Here is a 716-nt window from a genome sequence, read left to right on the forward strand (position 1 = left end):
CTCAGACGCGCAGACGGGCACAGGTCAGGATCAACTTGCGCAAAGAATTCGAAGCGGCGCTGGACAGCGGTGAGATCCGTCCATGGTTTCAACCCCAGATCTCAACCGATACCGGGCGTATCAGCGGGTTTGAAGCTCTGGCCCGCTGGGAACATCCGAAAAAAGGGGTTCTTGCCCCCAATGTGTTCCTGCCCTTTGCCGAACAGGCCGAACTGATGGACCGGTTGGGTCAGGCCATGCGGCATCATTCCTTTTCCGCAATGCGCGACTGGGATCGGTCCATGCTGTCGGTGCCGCGCATCGGGATCAACTTTTCATCTGACGAACTGCGCAATCCGGGCCTGATCGACCGTCTGAAATGGGAACTGGATCAATTCGATCTGACCCCTGACAGGTTGGCGGTCGAGGTGTTGGAGACCGTGTTCTCCAGACGGCCCGACGATGTCATAACCCGCAACGTCACCGGGCTTGCCGCAATGGGGTGCTGTATTGATCTGGACGATTTCGGGACAGGACATGCCTCGATCGGTTCTATCAAACGGTTCAACGTATCGCGCATCAAGATCGACAGGTCATTTGTTGCCAAAGCGGATCTGGACCCAAGCCAGCAACAGCTTGCCAGCGCCATTCTGATGATGGCGGAACGTTTGCATCTGGAAACTTTGGCCGAAGGTGTCGAAACACCGGGTGAACACGCTCTGATGGCCCAACTGGGT

Annotated in this window: 1 protein-coding gene; it reads left to right on the forward strand. The window is 56.8% G+C overall.

What is annotated here, in order from left to right; translation table 11 throughout:
• The coding region (locus tag ACR0C6_RS21770; RefSeq protein WP_480621230.1) for an EAL domain-containing protein at positions 1–716 on the forward strand (716 nt) is incomplete at both ends.

Source organism: Ruegeria sp. AL12, from assembly GCF_056540885.1.